Origin of the sequence: Glutamicibacter sp. FR1 (assembly GCF_047300825.1) — a bacterium.
Classification (GTDB): domain Bacteria; phylum Actinomycetota; class Actinomycetes; order Actinomycetales; family Micrococcaceae; genus Glutamicibacter; species Glutamicibacter nicotianae.
Genome location: NZ_CP178602.1, coordinates 885,269 through 898,361 on the forward strand (window position 1 = coordinate 885,269; position 13,093 = coordinate 898,361).

Here is a 13,093-nt window from a genome sequence, read left to right on the forward strand (position 1 = left end):
CCAGTGAATAAGTGGGGGAGGCCGGTTCAACCGGCCTTCTCCAGCTTTAAAGGAGATATGACTCGTGTCTGATTTTTTCCAGTGGCTTGCCGGCTTGTCACCGCTTCTTCAAATACCGGTAATTTTGCTTTCCTTTGCCGTGGTGATCGGCCTGGTACTTGCGTTCGTTGAGGTTTCTACGAACCGTGGACGTGGCTTCGCAATTCTTCGTTTGCTCGCCTCCGTGCTCGTTCCTGTAGTAATACTCTTATTGCTCGGGCTATATGCCTCGGTCATGTGGGTCGCCGCAGTGGCTGCCGTTCTCGGTCTTGCCGTGTATTTCTATGACCGCCGCTCACGGTCGGGGGCCGGCACTTTTCTTCAGCTAACAGGATTCCTGGCCCCGGCCATGATCTTGCTGGCAATAGGGCTGATTTACCCAACCATCCGAACAACAATTAGTGCTTTCATGACCAACGACGGCTCCGGATTTGCCGGGCTGGCGAACTTCGCCTGGGTCTTTACCAGCCCCGATGGCTTGACCGCCCTGCTCAATACGCTGGTCTGGGTCTTGGTAGCCCCGGTGGTTTCAACGATTATCGGCTTGGCCTACGCCGCCTTCATCGACAAGAGCCGTGGTGAGAAGTTCTTCAAGCTGCTCGTTTTCATGCCAATGGCAATTTCATTTGTTGGCGCGTCGATCATCTTCAAATTCTTCTATGATGCGCGGCAAGGCGAACAAATTGGCGTATTGAACGCAATCATCACCGCCTTCGGGGCGAAACCGGTGGACTGGCTAGGACTGGAACCATGGAACACCCTGTTCCTGGTCATCATCCTGATCTGGACCCAAGCTGGCTTCGCCATGGTGATTCTGTCCGCGGCAATTAAAGCGGTCCCTGCTGAACAGCTTGAAGCAGCTGCCTTGGACGGTACCACCCCGTGGCAGAGCTTCATGAATGTCACGCTGCCGGGAATCCGCTCATCGGTCATCGTTGTGCTGACCACCATTTCCATTGCTTCGCTGAAGGTCTATGACATCGTGTCCTCCATGACCGGTGGACGCTCCGAGACCACGGTTCTGGCCTACGAAATGGTCCGGCAGTTCCAGCTGGGCAGCCGCACCGGTTACAGCTCCGCATTGGCAGTAGTCCTGTTTGTCCTGGTGCTTCCGATCATCATCTACAACGTTCGCCAGCAAAAGAAACAAGGAGGCACTCGATGAGTACGGTCAGTGATTCCTCGCGCCGCTTGCTTAAAGCCACCGAAAAAACCGGCGGGAAACTGCGCAAGGCCAGTTCGTCTCGAATTGCCACGGCCGCTGCGTTCCTTATCGCCGCGATCTGGACCATCCCGACATTTGGGCTTTTTGTCTCCTCATTCCGTGAAGCCAACGACATCAAAACCACTGGTTGGTGGACGGCCCTGTCCAACCCGTCATTTACGCTGGAGAACTACGCGCAAGCGTTCGTCTCGGGCGACAGCTTGCCGCTGTCCAAGGCGTTCTTGAACTCCTTGGTCATTACGATCCCGGCTGCCATCATCCCGATCATCATTGCCAGCTTGGCGGCCTACGCTTTTGCCTGGATCAATTTCAAAGGGCGCAACACTCTATTCATCTTGGTCTTTGCATTGCAGATTGTCCCGATCCAGATGGCGCTGGTTCCACTGCTGCAGATGTTTTCCGATGGCGTGAAAATCGGTGGGTTGTATATCCTTCCCGGGCTAGGCGTTAATGGGCTCGACGGCGCCTATGCCAAGGTTTGGATTGCCCATACGATTTTCGCCTTGCCTCTGGCGATCTTCATGCTGCATAACTTCATTTCGGAAATCCCGGAAGAAGTCATTGAAGCTGCACGAGTAGACGGTGCCGGGCACGGAACTATATTCACTCGTATCGTCCTTCCGCTGGCGACTCCTGCCATCGCGTCGTTTGGAATTTTCCAATTCCTCTGGGTATGGAATGACTTGCTGGTGGCCACGGTCTTCACCTCCGGTGGGGAACTTCCGATTACCAAGGCGCTTCAAGACCTCTCAGGTTCTTATGGCCAATCGTGGGAGCTGCTTACCGCAGGCGCGTTCATCTCGATGATCATTCCGCTGGCGGTGTTCTTCGCGCTGCAGCGGTTCTTCGTGCGCGGCTTGCTAGCAGGCGCCACCAAGGGATAAACCTGCCCTGAAACAAGGCACAAGGGTGCCCGTCTGAAATTTCAGACGGGCACCCTTGTGTTCTGCCCCGCAGGCGGCAAGCCATAGGTAGGCTCGTGCCTGAAGGATTGGAATTACCACGAAGGCGGAGCGCTCATGGCAACCTTGTTGCTTACCAATATCGGACAGCTGACGACGGTTGACGCGAAAGGCAGCGTGCTGGAAGACGCCGCGGTGCTAATCGAAGATGGGATTGTTGCATGGGTCGGCCACATGGCGCTGGCGCCAGCAACGGCGCACGAGATCGATTTGGGCGGTCGTGCGGTGCTGCCCGGCTGGGTTGATTCCCATAGCCATCTGATTTTCGGCGGCGACCGCGCCGAAGAATTCGTGGCCCGCATGGCAGGCCAGACCTACGCCGCCGGAGGCATCGCGGTCACCACCTCGGCCACCGGGCAACTCTCCGACACAGAGCTGGCCGGCGTTGTGGGCGAACGCCGCCGTGAAGCCATGGCCATGGGCACCACCTGGATGGAAACCAAGACCGGCTATGGGTTGACATTGGAAGAAGAGACCCGGCATTCCGTGCTCGGCAAGCCGCTGGTGGATTCACTGACCTTCCTTGGCGCCCACCTGGTTCCGGCAGGTTGGGCTGCCGAGGCCTATACGGATTTGGTCACCGGACCGATGCTTGATGCGGTGGCAGGCAACGTCGACTTCGTCGACGTCTTCTGCGAACGCGGCGCATTCACCGAGGATCAATCGCGCCGGGTTCTGGAAGCCGCGCAGCGCAAAGGGCTGGCGACCAAGGTCCATGGAAACCAGTTGGGCCCCGGCCCAGGAGTGAAGCTGGCCGTAGAATTCGGCAGCCATTCGGTAGACCACGTGAATTACCTGGATGAAGGGGACTTCAAGGCGCTCGCCGACAGCTGGGCCGGTTGGGATGCCTCGGCGCGTTCGGGCAAGCCGGGCACGGTAGCTACCTGCTTGCCCGCCTGCGACCTGTCCACCCGGCAGCCGCTTGCACCGGGCCGCGAACTGCTTGATGCAGGCGTGCGAATCGCGCTGGCGAGCAACTGCAATCCGGGGACCAGCTACACGAGCAACATGAACTTCTGCGTGGCTACGGCGGTGCTCCAGATGAACCTGTCCCTGGCCGAAGCCATCGAGGCGGCAACCTACGGAGGTGCGCTCGCGCTCGGGGTTGCCGATCAGGTGGGATCCATCGAGATCGGCAAGCGCGCAGACCTGCATGTGCTTGACGCGCCGGTTGCTGCGCACCTGGCGTACCGCCCCGGAATGAACCTGACCCATAGCGTGTATCGGGCGGGTGAACTAGTTGATCGACTTACGTGATTCCTTGGAACTGTTCTTCCAAAGGAGACATGATCCGGCCATCCGGTGAGATAGAGCGATCATCTCGATTTTTAATGTAGTTGGCTACGAAGTACCGTTCGATTTCAGGAAACGATTTCCGGAGTTGCAGAGCTTGTGCCCAATCCGGTAGCGGCGAGAGTTTCGAAGGGAAATACGAGGTTAGGAAGGCAAGACGAATATTCCGTCAGGCATCCCGAACCCGGACCGTTGCGCAGTCCGCGCATACACACTCACGGACCACAGAGAGTCTGAACCATAGGAGCCTAAATGCCAGTCCGCAAATCGGTGTACGAGCTTCAGCGAGGTTCCTTTGAGAATATCGGTCTGGTCCGTGGGGCCGCCATGGGCGTTGCTGGTAGTCCCAACGATGAGTACTCCATTTGAACGGATCACCCGATCGGCAAAATCGAATACGCTTCGCAGTTCGCCACGTGAAATGAAGGCAGGCACATTTCCGGTCATCAATATGGCGTCGTACTGTTCCGGCAGCGAATGCTCGTTGAGTGTACCCGAGCTCAGCTGGTCGGCTGATAACTGTCTGAACCAGCTACCATCGAATAGGTCTTTTGCTACATCCAGAACTTGGGGCGTTGGATCTACGCCATAGGCATCATGTCCGCAGCGACGCAACGCATTGACGGTATTGCCAATCCCGCAACCGATATCGAGAATTCGTGAATTACGAGGACAGAGCATGTCCGCGAAACGGGCAACTACGTCCAGATCAATCCCGTCCATTGTTTGAGCACGCATTTTCGCCGCGTATGAATCGTAGTTGGGGCCCATATCCACAGTTTTGCATGGATACAGGATCTGAACGACTTGTTTGCGCTAGTAGGCTGAAAAGATAGCTCTGAATTAGGCATTCATGATAGACAAGACCTATGGCTACTACTGCTTTCAAGGGAACCCCTGTACAGACTATTGGTGATCTGCCAGCCGTTGGCTCGCAGGCTCCAGCTTTCACTCTCACCGACACCGGCCTTGCAGATGTCACCAGCGAATCGCTGGCTGGCCGTCGCGTTGTCCTGAACATTTTCCCGTCGGTTGATACCGGCGTTTGCGCTGCCAGCGTGCGTCGCTTCAACGAACTGGCTGCCGGCCTGGAGAACACCACCGTCGTGTGTGTTTCTGCTGACCTGCCATTCGCACTGGGCCGCTTCTGCGGTGCCGAAGGCATCGAGAATGTTACAGCTGGTTCGGTCTTCCGTTCCGACTTCGGTTCGGACTACGGAGTCACCCAGGTCGACGGACCACTGGCTGGCCTGCTGGCCCGTTCGGTTGTTGTGCTGGATGAGGACGGGAAGGTTGTTTACAACCAGATCGTCCCGGAGATCACCACCGAGCCTGACTACGATGCAGCTATCGCAGCCCTGAGCTAAGCAAGCAATGCACCCGATACGGTGCATGAGAGCCCGCCTGACAACATTCAGGCGGGCTTTCTTTACGCTCCAGATGGCTTGCTCATCGGCGGGTCAGGCCAAATTGCTTCCTATCCATTGATTGATTGCGCTGCAGTGAGGATGCGCGGACCAATCTTGCGCATGAGCTTGCCCATCTTCGGGTTGTCCGAGCGCGAGAGCGTATCCGATAACCGTTCAAGGCTCATGAGACCCAACCAGATTTTGGCCCGGTGCGCTTCCTCAGAGTTGGGAGCAATCAAATCCACCATTTCCAAACCATGCCACAGGCTCAGGTACGCGGTGTTCAAGGCAGGGTCCCACGCTGCTGCGAGGTCCCAATCCAAGATGCCAATCAGCTTCTCGTCAATCCAGTGCATGTTGTGGCCAGCCAAATCACCATGCACCAGTCCCGCTGGAACCTGCGCCAGAATATCGAGCTGATCCCAAAGTGCGGTTGCAGGAGCTCGAAGTTCCTCGGGCAGCGCATCGAAGCATTGCTGCTGCCGAGCTTGGGTCCATTCGCCACGGAACGAAAACGGTTTGGCCAGATGAGCGCCGATCTGTTCCAGCGGTACCTCGGCCAATTCCTTCACCAGCTGGCCCAGCACCTTTGGATCCCCGTAATGAGGCTCATGCGCGCTTCCGGGGATGAAGGACATGGCAACTGAGCTGAGCCCGTCGACATGCAGGATCTCGGAGACCGCCACCGGGATCTGATAGTTGAGCTGGCTTTCCAACAACGACAGCAGCTCGACGGTTCGCGGCATCTGTTCGGTCGCCGCTGGCGTGCGCGCCATGCGAATCACCGCCTGCGGATTGCCAATGACCACCTTGTGGAATTGTCCGCCTTCATTCACGGCCGCATCTTCCCACGAAAGATCGGGGCAGAGCTGGCGGGCGATTTGCAGTTCTCCACTGGTGGCAGGACGACTCATTCGTACCCTTCTCGTTCAGCTCGCTGGTGGTCTCACCTTCAGGCTATCGCAGGTTTGCCACGTGGCTACTCAGTACGCGCACAGCCAGATCGGCCTATGATCGAGAACGTGAACGCTGAACAAATTGAGCCGACGGCAACCCGCAGAACCCTCAGGTTCGAGATCATTTTGGTTCTCGCCCTGTCCTTGGGGCAGAGCGCGGTCTACTCGCTGCTGAGCTTTGCGGATAAAGTCACCAGGGCACCGTTGCGTGATCAGACGACATCGCTGAACAACCCGCTGAGCACACGCGAGTTCTTTGATTTCACCTACCAGCTTCTGGACATTGTCTTCGCGCTGGTGCCCGTGGTGCTGGCACTCTATCTGATGAAGCGCACGACCGGCCGAACCATCCGTGACATCGGCTTCGACATGCGACGTCCGGGCAAGGACACGATGCTCGGGGCGGGGCTGTTCCTGGCCATGGGCATCGGGACGCTGGGCGTCTATGCTGCCGGACGGGCACTGGGCGTCACCACAGCACTGTCAGCAGCCAATCTCGGTGATTATTGGTGGAGCGTCCCCGTGCTGCTGCTGTCGGCTGTACGCCATGCAGTGCTCGAAGAAGTGCTGATGCTCGGCTTCCTGTTCACCTATGCCAAGAAGCTGAAGCTGGGACTGTGGAGCACCATTATCGGTTCTGCAGTGCTCCGCGGCAGTTACCACCTCTACCAGGGCGTGGGGCCGATGATCGGCAATATGCTCATGGGCATCGTCTTCGGCTGGGTGTACCAGAAGTACGGCCGGGTGATGCCGCTGGTCATCGCCCACTTCCTGCTCGATGCTATCGGCTTCGTCGGCTACGCGCTGATTGGGCCTGCCATCGGAATCGGCCAGTAGTGCCCGAAGGCCTGCGCCAGCGACTGAAACGCCATTAACGAAAAAGGTAGGTGGGGACGCCATTGTCCCCGCCTACCTGCGTTCGTTTCCGAGTTTCCTACAGCACCACGGTGCCGGACTCGGTTTCAAAGGTTACCGACATGATGCCCGGAGTGCCATTCGGAGCTTCATATTGCATGGTGACAGCTCCCAAATTGACGTTCTGCGGCTGGCCGAGCCAATCCAGCACCCGTTCGCGCGAACCGGCGATGGCTATCTCGCTGATGGCACCAACCGGTTCAAGCGACTTGGACGGATGCAGATCCTCAGTACCGTCATCCCATGAGATTAGGTATGGGCACTGCGGGTCGGCGATCAGGCCCTTGATGCCAATTTGCTGCCAGGTCAGTTCGCGGCCATCAGGGAACTTGCGGTTGCCAGGCACTGACTTGCGGCCCAGGCGGTCTTCGGCGCTGGATAGATCCTCCACCGAGACGCACCAGCCCATCCAGCCACCGCCGAGGTCCGAGCGGGCGCGAACGGCCTGGCCGAAGGGAGCCTTGTCGCTGGCCGGGTGGTTCAGGACTTCAACCACTTCCAGGTACTGGCCATGCTTGAGCGGGAAGATGACATTGCGTGTTCCGAATCGTGGATGCACGCCGCCCTTGACGAATTCCAGTCCCAGGGACTCGGAGATTCTTTCAGCGGTTGGCAGCAGCCCGTCCGGGCCGCAAGCATAACTTACGTGATCTAGCCTCATCATGTGCCCATCATGGCAACATGTGATGCGAGTCTCTACTTAGGCTCCCCTAAGTGCGCTGATGTTATCGAATACTCTGCGGAAAATCTGCGGAATTCGCGAAATATGACCGATTGAGTCCAATGCCGGTCCACTGCGTTGCAAAGATCTTCGGTTTTCGGGCAAACTGATAGCAGGTCATGAGTCCCAGTAACAAGCCCCGGCTTACTGGGCGGCAACCCTCCAACCGCGGTGGGGTGCCCCGGGTGAAGACCTGGCCCTTGAACGCACAAGGCATCAAGGACAAGCGCGGGTTACCCCCTGGAAGTCGTTTCGATACGGTGCTTCCTGTCGGTGTCTTTTCAGCGGCGTACCCCCATAGTCATGAAACGCTATTTGGAGGAAACCATGAGCAACAACTGGTCATTTGAAACCCGTCAGATCCATTCCGGCCAGACCCCGGATCCGACGACCGGAGCGCGAGCTCTCCCGATTTTCCAAACCACTTCCTTTGTCTTCCCGAGCGCAGAGAGTGCCGCTGCCCGTTTCGCGTTGCAGGAACTGGAACCGATCTACACCCGTATCGGCAACCCGACCACCGACGCCGTGGAAACCCGCATCGCTGATCTGGAAGGCGGCGTTGGCGCGCTGCTGCTGTCCTCGGGACAGGCCGCCACCACCTTCGCCATCCTGAACCTGGCCGAAGCCGGCGACCATCTGGTAGCCAGCCCGAGCCTGTACGGCGGAACCCAGAACCTGCTCAAGCACACGCTCAAGCGCTTGGGCATCGAAGTCAGCTTCGTCTCCGACCCGGACAACCTGGACGAATGGCGTGCCGCGGTGCGCCCGAACACCAAGGCCTTCTTCGGCGAAAGCATCTCCAATCCTCGGCAGGACGTGCTGGATATCGAGGGCATCTCGGAGATCGCCCACGAAGCCGGCGTGCCGCTGCTGGTGGACAACACCCTGGCCACGCCATACCTGATCCGCCCCATCGAGTGGGGCGCCGATATCGTGATCCATTCGGCCACCAAGTTCCTTGGCGGCCACGGCAACGCCATCGCCGGGGTCATCGTGGACTCGGGCAACTTCGACTTCGCCAAGGACGCCGAACGCTTCCCGGTATTTAACACCCCGGACGAGTCCTACAACGGCTTGGTCTTCGCCCGCGACCTGGGCGTCAACGGCATCCTCGGCGCGAATCTGGCCTACATCCTCAAGGCACGCGTGCAGCTGCTGCGCGATCTGGGTTCATCAGTGGCGCCGTTCAACGCGTTCTTGATCGCCCAAGGCCTGGAAACCCTGTCGCTGCGCATTGAGCGCCACGGCCAGAACGCAGTGGAAGTTGCCAACTGGCTCGAAGCCCGCGAGGAAGTGCAGAAGGTCGCCTACGCCGGACTGCAGTCCTCTCCGTGGCATGAGCGCGCGCAGAAGTACAGCGATCACGGCGCTGGCTCGATCATCGCTTTCGAGCTGGAGGGCGGCGCGGAAGCCGGACAGGCTTTCGTGGACGCACTGGTCTTGCACTCCAACGTCGCGAACATCGGCGACGTGCGCTCGCTGGTCATCCATCCGGCCTCCACCACCCACGCCCAGCTCTCCGAAGCGGAGCAGATTGCCGCCGGTGTGAGCCCGGGACTGGTGCGGCTGAGCGTCGGGCTGGAAAACATCAAGGACATCCTGGCCGATCTTGAGCTGGGCTTCGAAGCTGTTGCGGCCCTTGAAAACAAGGAATTGCAGGAAACCCTCTAGGCATGCCATCCATTGTGACTACTGAAGATACTCTGCGCGCCGAAGAGCTCGCTGGCGGACAAGACGGCATTTTGCGCCGTAGCTCCGTGGGGGAGTACCACTTTGAATTCGGTGGATACCTTCCCGACGTGGTGCTGGCCTACGAGACGTGGGGGAAGCTAGCAGCTGATGGCTCCAACGCGGTGCTGGTGATGCATGCACTCACCGGTGACGCCCACGTCGCCCAAGGCGATTCGCACAGCGCCGGCTGGTGGGAAGGCTTCGTTGGCCCCGGCGCCACGGTTGACACCAACGAGTACTTTGTCGTGTCCATCAACATGGTGGGTGGTTGCAATGGATCCACCGGCCCCTCGTCCTTGGACGAGCAGGGCCTGCCCTACGGCTCCAGATTCCCTTTCGTCACCGTCAAGGACTCGGTGCGCCTCGAAGCGCGGCTGGCCAAGCAGCTGGGAATCGAATCCTGGCATGCGGTCATCGGCGGTTCGATGGGCGGTGCCCGCGCGCTGGAATACGCTGTCGAGTTCCCCGAGCAGGTCAAGAACCTGATCGTGATGGCCTCTAGCGCCCAGGCGACTGCCGAGCAAATTGCCTTTGCGCAGGTGCAAACCCAATCCATCCGCTTGGATCCGCACTTCTGCAATGGCGATTACTACGGCAACGATGCCCGTCCTGACGCCGGTCTCGGCCTGGCTCGCCGCCTGGCCCACATCACCTACCGCTCCGAGGCCGAGCTGGAAACCCGTTTCTCGCGCAATCCGCAGGATGGCGAGAAGCCGACGGGCCAGCTGGAGGGGCCGCGCGGGCGATACCAGGTGGAAAGCTACCTCGACCATCAGGCCAGCAAGCTGGTGAATCGTTTCGACGCGAACAGCTATCTGGTGCTGACCGAGGCGCTGATGAGCCACGATGTTGCTCGTGGCCATGAATCCCTGGAGGCCGCCCTGGCGCGCCTGGAGAAGGTCAACGTGGTGGTTGCCGCGGTTACCACCGACCGCTTGTACTTCCCCGAGCAGTCGGTGAAGCTGGCCTCGTCGCTGGCCAAGCCGAAGCCGGTGCACTACATCGATTCGCCCATTGGCCATGACGGATTCTTGACCGATGCGACGCAGCTGGATGGGGTGCTTCGGACCTTGGTCTTCGGAGACTAGAATCTGGGCGAAGTTTGGCAAGCCTTTGAAGACTGAAGCGGTTCCGCCAGTAATCGGCGGAACCGCTTCAGTCTTTCTTGCTACTTGGCGCTGTCGCCGGCACCGAGCGAGTCGTTGGGCTTGGCATCTGCGAACGGCTTAGCCGAAGGCCGTTTCGGGGTGATGCCGTCACCGGAGGACTGGTGGCGCAGGCGGCGCAGCACCCAGGGCGCCAGATGCTCGCGGGCCCACTGCAGATCCTCCTTGCGTGCTTCGCGCCAGCTGCGCTCATCCACGACCGGAACGATGTCGGTATCCAGCTGATGCGGGACGTTCAGCGAGTCGAGTGCCATGGCGGCAATGCGCTGGTGGCCGATGGGGGAGAAGTGCAGGCGGTCAGGCGCCCACATCTGGGACTGATGCAATTCCTGCAATGCCCACATGTCGGCAACGATGGCGTCATGCCGGGCAGCGACGGTGCGCACGTTCTCGTTGTAGATCGCCACCTTGCCGCGGATGCTTCCAAGGACCGGGGTATCGCGGATATCGGGCCCGGTGAAGAGCAGGAGCGTGGAACCGGTTGCGGTGAGCTTGGCTACCGCGTCGTCGAGGATGTCGGCAATCTTGTCTGGATCGCCGCCCGGGCGCAGCACGTCGTTGCCGCCCGCGCACAGCGAGATCAGATCCGGCTTCAGGTCGATGCAGGGATCGAGCTGTTCGGCAACGATCCGGCCGATGAGCCGGCCGCGGATGGCCAGGTTGGCATAGGAGAAGTCCGGGACGGTGCGGCTGAGCTCTTGGGCCAAGCGGTCGGCCCAGCCTAGGTGCCGTCCTGCGCTCGATGGATCGGGGTCGCCGATGCCTTCGGTGAACGAGTCCCCGATGGCTACATAGCGGCGCCATGGGTGGAGCGGGGAGTCGGCGGTGTTTGACGGTTCAGAAGCAATATTGTTGGGCACGAATCCATTGTTACCAAAGGGTAACTTCTAGTCAATCATTCCAGAGGATGATTCGGTGGGCACCACTCTACCCGCCCAGAGCATCCCTGCGTGCTTGCAGGTACTCGTCGCGGGTAATGACTCCACGCGAGTGCAGTGAGTCGAGTTCGGACAGCTTGTCTTCAATGGATTTCCTCGGCGCCAGCAAAGCTGAATTCGCCGCTCTGGCCATCAGGTCGGTTTCCATGGTCAACGGATCGAAGCCGGCGCTCTTGGCTTTGCGGAAGTTGCGCACAATGACGAAGATGATGAGTCCGGCAAAGGCGATGAAAAGCACGGAGAACAAGGGAAGGCCGAATGAAAACATCGTGTCGACGGTATCGAAGAGCGACGACGAGGTGCCGGGATCCAAATCGACGTAGCCGAGTTCAGCAAGATCCTCGGGTGCCAGTCCTGAAATTTCCTCGCTGTATTCGATTTCGCCCATGGTGCCATTGTCCTTTGCCGGTTGCAGCTTCTACCGGTGGGATCCCCAAGTCAGGTGGCCGTGAAGCAGTGAATCCAGTTGAACACGAAAAGTACTTGAATGCCTAAGATAATTTTGAAGTTTGATTATCTTGTTACATGTCATGCAGATTTATGGAGGCGGAGAAACTGGTTTTCCATGCCGTTGGCAACCGATCCATCGGCTCGCCCGTCGGCCACACGCCGGACTTTCACCTGCATCCTGGCGCTGCGGATCGCGATGCCCAGGGGAAACGATGGCAGCGCTCTGTGGAACCGCCGAAATAGCGCGGCGCTGTTCGATAGTCTTGGGGAACTATGACATACCAAGACCAGGCTCCCGTAGCCATCATCTCCCGCAACGACGAATCCCGCCTAGGAACTCCGCTGCTGGTGTTCCTGCATGGCTACGGCTCCAACGAGCAAGACCTCATGGGGCTCTCGCAGCACCTGCCCGAAGAATTCACCTACCTCTCCGTGCGCGCACCGCTGCCGGCAGGCCCGGGATACAGCTGGTTCCCGCTGACCCAGGAAATCGACTACTCCATCGAGTCGGTGGCACACAGTGTCGAAGCGCTGTGGGCACTGCTGGAACCGCTGTCCCAGCAGCACTCGTCGATCACCCTGCTCGGTTTCTCCCAGGGCATGGCCATGGCCACCTCGCTGGCCCGCTACCAGCGCGATGCCATTGAAGCAGTCGTGGGTCTCTCAGGCTTTGCCGTGGATCCCAAGACCTTGGACATCTTCGATGACGCGAAGCTGGCGGACAAGCCGCTGCCGATGTTCTGGGGCCGCGACGTGGCTGACCGGGTGATCACCCGGGACAAGATCGAATACACCTTGGGCTGGGTCCCGGGGCATACCGACTTGACCAGCGAAACCTACCCGCAGATCGGCCACTCGGTGTGCATGGAAGAAATCCAGGACGTTGCCGGCTTCCTCACCAAGGTCGTCCTGAAGAAGGGCTAGCTACGGCTGGGCGGTGACGCGCACGCATTCGCCGTTCACGCACACCACGTCGCCGGGGCGGATCTGCGCCCCGCGGCGGGTGTCCACCTCGCCGTTGACGGTGACAATTCCCTCGGAAATCATTTCCTTGGCGTGGATGCCGTCCTCTGCCAGCGAGGCGAGCTTGAGCAGCTGGCCCAAGCGGATGGACTCGTCACGGATTTCTAGGTCAAAAGCTTCATTGGCACTCATGGCTTCCATTCTTCCCTATATAACCGGCCTGCACCGTGGATGTGGCCCAAAGGCGTGGAAGTTCACGCCAGCGTTACCTGATTCGGCTTCGTGCGCAGGGCGTTGAAACGATACCCTTGAAATGTATGTATTT

The 13,093-nt window shown here is 59.3% G+C and carries 14 protein-coding genes and 1 riboswitch; of the genes, 8 read left to right on the forward strand and 6 right to left on the reverse strand.

What is annotated here, in order from left to right; genetic code table 11:
* Nucleotides 1–64: 64 nt before the first annotated feature.
* The 3 genes from ACLQ8T_RS04200 to hutI all read left to right on the forward strand — a co-directional run bounded on the left by ACLQ8T_RS04200 (nt 65) and on the right by hutI (nt 3,483).
* Nucleotides 65–1,204 (forward strand): carbohydrate ABC transporter permease, encoded by a 1,140-nt coding sequence (locus ACLQ8T_RS04200; RefSeq protein ID WP_413455781.1) that lies wholly within the window; start codon nt 65–67, stop codon nt 1,202–1,204.
* Entirely contained in the window at nt 1,201–2,148 is a 948-nt protein-coding gene (locus tag ACLQ8T_RS04205; RefSeq protein WP_204721091.1) for a carbohydrate ABC transporter permease, read from the forward strand. Before ACLQ8T_RS04200 ends, ACLQ8T_RS04205 begins: the two co-directional genes overlap by 4 nt.
* A 135-nt stretch (nt 2,149–2,283) precedes the next feature.
* Nucleotides 2,284–3,483, forward strand: coding sequence for an imidazolonepropionase (gene hutI, locus ACLQ8T_RS04210; RefSeq protein WP_204721093.1), 1,200 nt, complete (start codon nt 2,284–2,286; stop codon nt 3,481–3,483).
* 180 nt (nt 3,484–3,663) lie between these two features.
* Here hutI and ACLQ8T_RS04215 read toward each other — a convergent pair whose 3' ends face one another.
* Nucleotides 3,664–4,290 (reverse strand): class I SAM-dependent methyltransferase, encoded by a 627-nt coding sequence (locus ACLQ8T_RS04215; protein WP_413455782.1) that lies wholly within the window; start codon nt 4,288–4,290, stop codon nt 3,664–3,666.
* A 98-nt stretch (nt 4,291–4,388) separates the two neighbouring features.
* Here ACLQ8T_RS04215 and tpx point away from each other — a divergent pair, with 98 nt between their 5' ends.
* Nucleotides 4,389–4,886 carry a thiol peroxidase gene (tpx, locus tag ACLQ8T_RS04220; RefSeq protein ID WP_204721097.1) on the forward strand — a complete coding sequence of 166 codons (498 nt, stop codon included), beginning with the start codon at nt 4,389–4,391 and terminating at the stop codon, nt 4,884–4,886.
* Between the two features lie 110 nt (nt 4,887–4,996).
* Here tpx and ACLQ8T_RS04225 read toward each other — a convergent pair whose 3' ends face one another.
* A complete protein-coding gene (locus tag ACLQ8T_RS04225) occupies nt 4,997–5,842 on the reverse strand; it encodes a phosphotransferase family protein (protein ID WP_413455783.1) in 846 nt (281 codons plus the stop codon).
* A 96-nt stretch (nt 5,843–5,938) separates the two neighbouring features.
* Here ACLQ8T_RS04225 and ACLQ8T_RS04230 point away from each other — a divergent pair, with 96 nt between their 5' ends.
* Entirely contained in the window at nt 5,939–6,721 is a 783-nt protein-coding gene (locus tag ACLQ8T_RS04230; protein ID WP_254590604.1) for a CPBP family intramembrane glutamic endopeptidase, read from the forward strand.
* A 97-nt stretch (nt 6,722–6,818) separates the two neighbouring features.
* Here the strand turns inward: ACLQ8T_RS04230 and ACLQ8T_RS04235 are convergent, their stop codons facing one another.
* Nucleotides 6,819–7,463: a VOC family protein gene (locus ACLQ8T_RS04235; protein WP_413455784.1), complete on the reverse strand. Its 645-nt coding sequence runs from the start codon at nt 7,461–7,463 to the stop codon at nt 6,819–6,821.
* A gap of 172 nt (nt 7,464–7,635) precedes the next feature.
* Nucleotides 7,636–7,755, forward strand: a riboswitch (SAM riboswitch).
* Nucleotides 7,756–7,847: 92 nt separating this feature from the next.
* Between ACLQ8T_RS04235 and ACLQ8T_RS04240 the strand changes: the two genes are divergently transcribed.
* Nucleotides 7,848–9,191, forward strand: a complete 1,344-nt coding sequence (locus ACLQ8T_RS04240) for a bifunctional o-acetylhomoserine/o-acetylserine sulfhydrylase (RefSeq protein WP_413455785.1) — start codon at nt 7,848–7,850, stop codon at nt 9,189–9,191.
* A 2-nt stretch (nt 9,192–9,193) separates the two neighbouring features.
* Nucleotides 9,194–10,339 (forward strand): homoserine O-acetyltransferase MetX, encoded by a 1,146-nt coding sequence (gene metX / locus ACLQ8T_RS04245; RefSeq protein WP_413455786.1) that lies wholly within the window; start codon nt 9,194–9,196, stop codon nt 10,337–10,339.
* 80 nt (nt 10,340–10,419) lie between these two features.
* On the opposite strand, the gene ACLQ8T_RS04250 is transcribed toward metX, so the two are convergent.
* Nucleotides 10,420–11,277, reverse strand: coding sequence for an SGNH/GDSL hydrolase family protein (locus ACLQ8T_RS04250; protein ID WP_413455787.1), 858 nt, complete (start codon nt 11,275–11,277; stop codon nt 10,420–10,422).
* Nucleotides 11,278–11,344: 67 nt separating this feature from the next.
* Entirely contained in the window at nt 11,345–11,743 is a 399-nt protein-coding gene (locus ACLQ8T_RS04255) for an SHOCT domain-containing protein (protein ID WP_413455788.1), read from the reverse strand.
* Nucleotides 11,744–12,078: 335 nt separating this feature from the next.
* Between ACLQ8T_RS04255 and ACLQ8T_RS04260 the strand changes: the two genes are divergently transcribed.
* Entirely contained in the window at nt 12,079–12,729 is a 651-nt protein-coding gene (locus ACLQ8T_RS04260; protein WP_413455789.1) for an alpha/beta hydrolase, read from the forward strand.
* Here the strand turns inward: ACLQ8T_RS04260 and ACLQ8T_RS04265 are convergent, their stop codons facing one another.
* Nucleotides 12,730–12,960 (reverse strand): RNA-binding S4 domain-containing protein, encoded by a 231-nt coding sequence (locus ACLQ8T_RS04265; RefSeq protein ID WP_073706704.1) that lies wholly within the window; start codon nt 12,958–12,960, stop codon nt 12,730–12,732.
* Nucleotides 12,961–13,093: the final 133 nt, after the last annotated feature.

Coding starts and splice junctions, on each gene's coding strand:
- ACLQ8T_RS04205 (WP_204721091.1), top strand. CDS start 1,201: ATGAGTACGGTCAGTGATTCCTCGCGCCGCTTGCTTAAAGCCACCGAA.
- hutI (WP_204721093.1), top strand. CDS start 2,284: ATGGCAACCTTGTTGCTTACCAATATCGGACAGCTGACGACGGTTGAC.
- ACLQ8T_RS04215 (WP_413455782.1), bottom strand. CDS start 4,290: ATGGGCCCCAACTACGATTCATACGCGGCGAAAATGCGTGCTCAAACA.
- tpx (WP_204721097.1), top strand. CDS start 4,389: ATGGCTACTACTGCTTTCAAGGGAACCCCTGTACAGACTATTGGTGAT.
- ACLQ8T_RS04225 (WP_413455783.1), bottom strand. CDS start 5,842: ATGAGTCGTCCTGCCACCAGTGGAGAACTGCAAATCGCCCGCCAGCTC.
- ACLQ8T_RS04230 (WP_254590604.1), top strand. CDS start 5,939: ATGATCGAGAACGTGAACGCTGAACAAATTGAGCCGACGGCAACCCGC.
- ACLQ8T_RS04235 (WP_413455784.1), bottom strand. CDS start 7,463: ATGATGAGGCTAGATCACGTAAGTTATGCTTGCGGCCCGGACGGGCTG.
- ACLQ8T_RS04240 (WP_413455785.1), top strand. CDS start 7,848: ATGAGCAACAACTGGTCATTTGAAACCCGTCAGATCCATTCCGGCCAG.
- metX (WP_413455786.1), top strand. CDS start 9,194: ATGCCATCCATTGTGACTACTGAAGATACTCTGCGCGCCGAAGAGCTC.
- ACLQ8T_RS04255 (WP_413455788.1), bottom strand. CDS start 11,743: ATGGGCGAAATCGAATACAGCGAGGAAATTTCAGGACTGGCACCCGAG.
- ACLQ8T_RS04260 (WP_413455789.1), top strand. CDS start 12,079: ATGACATACCAAGACCAGGCTCCCGTAGCCATCATCTCCCGCAACGAC.
- ACLQ8T_RS04265 (WP_073706704.1), bottom strand. CDS start 12,960: ATGAGTGCCAATGAAGCTTTTGACCTAGAAATCCGTGACGAGTCCATC.